The organism is Alkaliphilus pronyensis (genome assembly GCF_009017275.1).
GTDB classification, from domain to species: Bacteria; Bacillota; Clostridia; order Peptostreptococcales; family Natronincolaceae; genus Alkaliphilus_C; species Alkaliphilus_C pronyensis.
This window is the reverse complement of the sequence record NZ_WBZC01000092.1, coordinates 1-5,315: the sequence shown is the minus strand read 5'-3', so window position 1 is coordinate 5,315 and position 5,315 is coordinate 1. Positions and strand designations below refer to the sequence as shown.

Genomic DNA, 5,315 nt, shown 5'->3' with positions numbered 1-5,315 from the left:
AAAAAGTTTTGTTTTGAAAACTGATGGGAATGCTTAACAGCAACATCCAGAAAATCACGCACCAATTTTTTATACTTTACTACTTCACTAAGGTGCATCTTATCTGCTATTCTTTCTAATTGTATCTAAATTCATATTACTTAAAAGTGGCCTATTTGTACTATTCTTAACTCGACTATAAATTGATTCCTCACTGGCTTCAAGTAAAACCACTATACCATCTTTTTTAAGCTCTACAATATTATTATAATCCAAAACCACACCACCACCACAGGATATTATGGTACTTTTATAGCTGCATACCTCATGTACCATTTTTCTTTCAAGAGCTCTAAAATGTTCTTCGCCATACTTATGGAATATTTCACTAATTGAGAACTGTTCCTTTTCCTCAATTAAATTGTCTATATCACGATAGGGTAATTCCATTGTCTTGGAAAGCTCTCTTCCTATAGTAGTTTTTCCTGAACCCATAAACCCAATCAAAATAATATTTTTTGAGAAGAGTAGCTTAGATTGCAGTCTACGACTAATTTTCATAATTTCCCTATATATTTCTACTAGGAGGTCTTTATACTCAGTTTCATCTGAGCTTTTTATAACCCTTTTTAGAACCTCCTCTTCCCTGTTTTGATGAAGTATCTCAAGATTATTCTCCTTTTTGAATTTAGCAACTTCCTTTACAATGTCAAATCTTTTTAATAAAAGTCTTACTAATTCCTTATCACATTCATCTATATCTCTTCTTAACTCATAAAGATTCTTCATTGCTTCACCGCCTATCAACTTTAATAAACTAATTTTAAAACATCTTCATAAATCAATTTTGTAATGCCTTGGTCTAAAGAGGCTTCTAACCATATTTCTTGGGACCTCATAGCTTGATAAAACAGCATTGAGTAGCCATTTATTGGTTTACAGCCATAGTATTCTGCAACCCTCAAAAACTTTGATCTCCACGGATTATAGATTACGTCATAGGCTATTTCTGCATATTTGAATATTTCTTCTTTAATCACCATAGAATCTAAGCTATTGGGCATTCCCAATGGGGTAGTATTAATAATTAGCTTAAAGCTGTTTTTAATGTTATTATAGCTTTTTACAGCTATATTTGTATTTCCAGATGTAGTCTCTATATGCCCCTTTAGCCTATAGGCCTTCTCAAGGTCTCTATTTGCTATTGTTACACAGCATCCTAGCATAGCCAACTCATATGCTATAACTCTAGCTGCTCCACCTGCACCCAGTATTAAAGCCTTCTCTCCCTTTATGATAATTCCTTCAGTTTCAAGACTTTTTATAAAGCCGTAACCATCTGTGTTATAGCCTTTATATATACCGTTTTCTAGCTTTACTGTGTTTACTGCACCATATATTTTAGCTGTTTTATCTAATGCATCTAAGTAAGGTATTATTTTTTCTTTATGGGGTATTGTTACATTAAAGCCACAGTAATTGTCCTTCATTATTTTTATGGCTTCCTTTAAATAGGTTGGTCTTATATTCATACTAATATAAATATTGTTGAGGTTTAAAGCTCTAAAAACTCTGTTATGTATATCAGGGGATAAGCTATGGGAAATTGGATCTCCTATAACTGCATACATCCTTGTTTTGCTACTGATGTTTACCTTCATTTTATGCTCCTTCCTAAAATTTGAAGCAAAAGGCCTTCTACTTCTTTTTTAGAAAGTAGAACCTCTGTAACCTTAGCATACGTTGTTGGTAGGATAAATGAAATTTTGCCTCCAACATTCTTTTTATCTTTTGCCAAAGCTTCAATTAGCTTTTCTCGGGAAATATCTGATAATTTAACTTCTCCATAGGAATCTTGTATAATATTTAGTATTTCTTGATAATAGCATTTATCTAATAATTCTAGCTCCATTGATAGCATAGCTTCTAGGTACATGCCACATAGAACTGCTTCTCCATGGGTATATTTTTTATAATCTGTAATGGCTTCAATAGCATGGCCTATGGTGTGGCCATAATTTAATATTTTTCTAAAGCGTAATTCCCTTTCATCCCGAGAAACTACTTCAGCTTTAATTTGGCAGCATTTTTTTATTACATAAGTTATTGTTAATGGTTCTAGGGCAATTATTTGGGATAGGTTTTCCTTTATAAATTTAAGAAAGCTATAATCATAAACAACACCATACTTAACTATCTCTCCAATACCACTTATAATTTCCTTTCTTGAAAGACTTCTTAATAGCTCTGTGTCAATAATAACAGTACTAGGCTGATAAAATGTTCCAATTAGGTTTTTACCCATAGGCAGATTAACTGCTGTCTTTCCTCCAACACTACTATCCACTTGGGCAAGAAGGGTTGTAGGCACCTGTATAAAGCCAACTCCCCTCATAAAAATTGATGCACAAAAGCCAGCTATATCACCAACTACACCACCACCAAGGGCAATTATTGTTGTTTTTCTAGTTGAGTTTTTCTCAATCATAAAGCTTAATATTTTCATTGCCTCATTATAGTTTTTCGAAGCTTCACCAGAAGGAATAATATACTTATGGTATAAATTGTCCTTTAAGGCTTCAGCAATTTCATAAGAATAAATATTATCTACGTTAGTATCTGTAATAATAATATATTGATCTGCCCCATTAATATAATCAGTTAAATTCTTTAATAAACCACCTTTAATATTAATAAAGTAGCTGGCTTCTCCTAAATCTATATATAATCTTTCCATCTTTTGCTTATCTCCTCCAATGAATCTCCTCCAAATTTTCTTATGAACTCCTCTGCTATAATAGATAGTGCCACCATCTCACCAACTATAGATGCAGCAGGAACAGCACATGTATCACTACGTTCTACAGTAGCCAGGGCAGGTTCCTTAGTTATGATATCGACTGTATTTAGAGGCTTATACAATGTTGGTATTGGCTTCATACCACAACGTAAAACTATAACTTCACCATTGGACATTCCTCCTTCTATTCCGCCTGCAGAGTTTGAGGTTCTGATATAGCCCAGCTTTTTATCATAATATATTTCATCATGAGCTTTCGACCCAAACTTTGTTGTGTTTTCGAAGCCATAGCCGATTTCTACTGCCTTAACCCCATTTACACTCATTAGTCCATAGGAAAGCTTAGCGTCTAGCTTTCTATCCCAGTGAACATAGCTACCTAGTCCTTTAGGTACACCCTTAATATGTATTTCAAAAACACCCCCAACTGAGTCGCCATGCTTTTTAGCCTCTTCAATAAAGTCTATCATTTTTTTCTCAGTTCCAGCCTCAACACATCTTACTTCAGATTCATCGGCTTTTTTAATTAATTCAGTATCTGTAATAGCTTCTTTTATTTTTACACTTCCTATAGCTGTAACATGGCTTACAGCTTCGATATCGAAATTTTTTAGAAACTGTTTCATTAAGCTACCTGCAGCTACTCTAACAGCAGTTTCTCTAGCACTGCTACGCTCAACTACATTTCTTATATCCTTAAAATTATATTTTAAGTAGCCTGTTAAGTCTCCATGGCCTGGACGTGGTTTTGTAATCATCTTATCCTCTTTATTCTCTAAGATAGGGTCCATGAATTCCTTCCAATTTTCGTGGTCTTTATTCATTATTAAGAAGGATATGGGACTTCCAATAGTGTATCCTCCCCTAATACCAGATAAAATTTCTATCTTATCCCTTTCTATTTTCATTCTGTCTCCACGACCGTAGCCCATTTGTCTTCTTGCTAAATCTTTATTAATCTCATTAATATCTATATATATATTAGATGGCATTCCTTCTATAATACCTACTAACCCTTTACCATGGGACTCTCCAGCTGTAAAAAGTCTTAGCATATTAATCACTCCTTTATAGGGATATTGCTTTTAATGTTTCCTCAAAGGTAGGAAAAGAAGTTGAAATACAAGCTGAATTTAATATCTCTACTTTTTCGTCTGTAAATAATCCACATATGGCCATAGCCATTGCTATTCTATGATCTCCATGACTATCAACTTTCCCCCCCTTAATTATACTAGGGCCTTCTATTTCTAAACCATCTGGTAATTCAGATATTTTTATCCCTAGCTTTTTCATCTCAGTCACTATTGCTGCAATTCGATTGGACTCTTTATACTTTAGCTCCTGAGCACCAGTTATAGTAGTTTTACCCTCTGCCAAAGCTGCTGCAACTGCAATTATAGGTATTTCATCTATCAGACGGGGAATAATCTCTTTACCAATTGTAGTACCAAATAGCTTTCCGCCATTAATTATTATATCGCCTATTTCTTCACCACCACTAATATAGACATTATCAATTTCTATTGCTGCCCCCATCTTCTTTAAAACATCTATTATTCCAGTACGGGTTTTATTAATTCCAACCTTTAATATTTTTAGTGTAGCTCCTGGTACAGCTGCTGCAGCCACCATAAAAAAGGCGGCTGAGGAAATATCTCCTGGTATTTCAATAGCCTGTCCATATAAATCTGATTTTTTTATACTGATAGTGTTATCTACTATATCTATCTGACCACCAAAGGCCTTAAGCATTCTTTCTGTATGATCTCTTGATTGTGAAGCATCTATAACCCTAGTTATACCATCGGCATATAAGCCAGCCAGTAAAATTGCAGATTTAACTTGGGCACTAGATACAGGTAGTTTATAATTTATGGCCTTTAAGCCTCCTCCCCTTATACACAGAGGGGCTAGCCTACCATCTTCTCTGCCATCTATAGTTGTTCCCATTTCCTTTAAGGGGGTAGTTATTCTTGCCATCGGTCTTTTTTTTATGGATGAGTCACCAGTGATAATTGATAAAAACTCTTGTCCAGCAAGTATTCCTGATAAAAGCCTTATTGTAGTTCCTGAGTTACCTACATTTAGTATATCTTCTGGTTCCTTTAAGGCTAATGCTCCGTTACCATACACACTAATTTTATTATCCTTTTCTTCTATTTTTATACCTAGCTTTCTACAGCAGGCAATGGTGCTAAGGCAATCATCTCCCTTGAGGAAATTAGTTATTTCAGTTTTACCCTTGCTAATACTACCTAATAGAATTGATCTATGGGAGATAGATTTATCGCCAGGGACTTTTATTTCTCCATGTATTTTACTTATCATATTTGAAACTATCATCATTTCTTTTTCTCCTCCACAAATGTCATATAAAGAGATGCTTTTTAGTTTTCCTTAGCTTTAGCTTAACTATTTAAAAATTCATAAATAACCCTTTAATTATTGTTAATAACATACATTATAGTAATTCTGCTGTCAAGAAATATTTAATATTTACTATTAATTCATTAATAAAGTAGGGTAACTATTT

6 protein-coding genes are annotated in these 5,315 nt (G+C 33.9%); all 6 read right to left on the bottom strand.

Annotated elements, in window-relative coordinates:
* Positions 1–98 (bottom strand): DUF327 family protein (locus F8154_RS15725; RefSeq protein ID WP_151862405.1); only part of this gene is annotated, 98 nt, incomplete at its 3' end.
* Between the two features lies 1 nt (position 99).
* Complete coding sequence (locus tag F8154_RS14895; protein WP_151862404.1) at positions 100–768, bottom strand: chorismate mutase; 669 nt, start codon at positions 766–768, stop codon at positions 100–102.
* 20 nt (positions 769–788) lie between these two features.
* Positions 789–1,640, bottom strand: coding sequence for a shikimate dehydrogenase (gene aroE, locus F8154_RS14890; protein WP_151862403.1), 852 nt, complete (start codon positions 1,638–1,640; stop codon positions 789–791).
* Positions 1,637–2,716 (bottom strand): 3-dehydroquinate synthase, encoded by a 1,080-nt coding sequence (gene aroB, locus F8154_RS14885; protein WP_151862402.1) that lies wholly within the window; start codon positions 2,714–2,716, stop codon positions 1,637–1,639. Before aroB ends, aroE begins: the two co-directional genes overlap by 4 nt.
* The gene (gene aroC / locus F8154_RS14880; RefSeq protein ID WP_151862401.1) at positions 2,698–3,834 is read right to left on the bottom strand and encodes a chorismate synthase; all 1,137 of its coding nucleotides are present in this window, start codon (positions 3,832–3,834) and stop codon (positions 2,698–2,700) included. The genes aroB and aroC overlap by 19 nt, the downstream gene beginning before the upstream one ends.
* A gap of 13 nt (positions 3,835–3,847) precedes the next feature.
* The gene (aroA, locus tag F8154_RS14875; protein ID WP_330577935.1) at positions 3,848–5,128 is read right to left on the bottom strand and encodes a 3-phosphoshikimate 1-carboxyvinyltransferase; all 1,281 of its coding nucleotides are present in this window, start codon (positions 5,126–5,128) and stop codon (positions 3,848–3,850) included.
* Positions 5,129–5,315 lie beyond the last annotated feature (187 nt).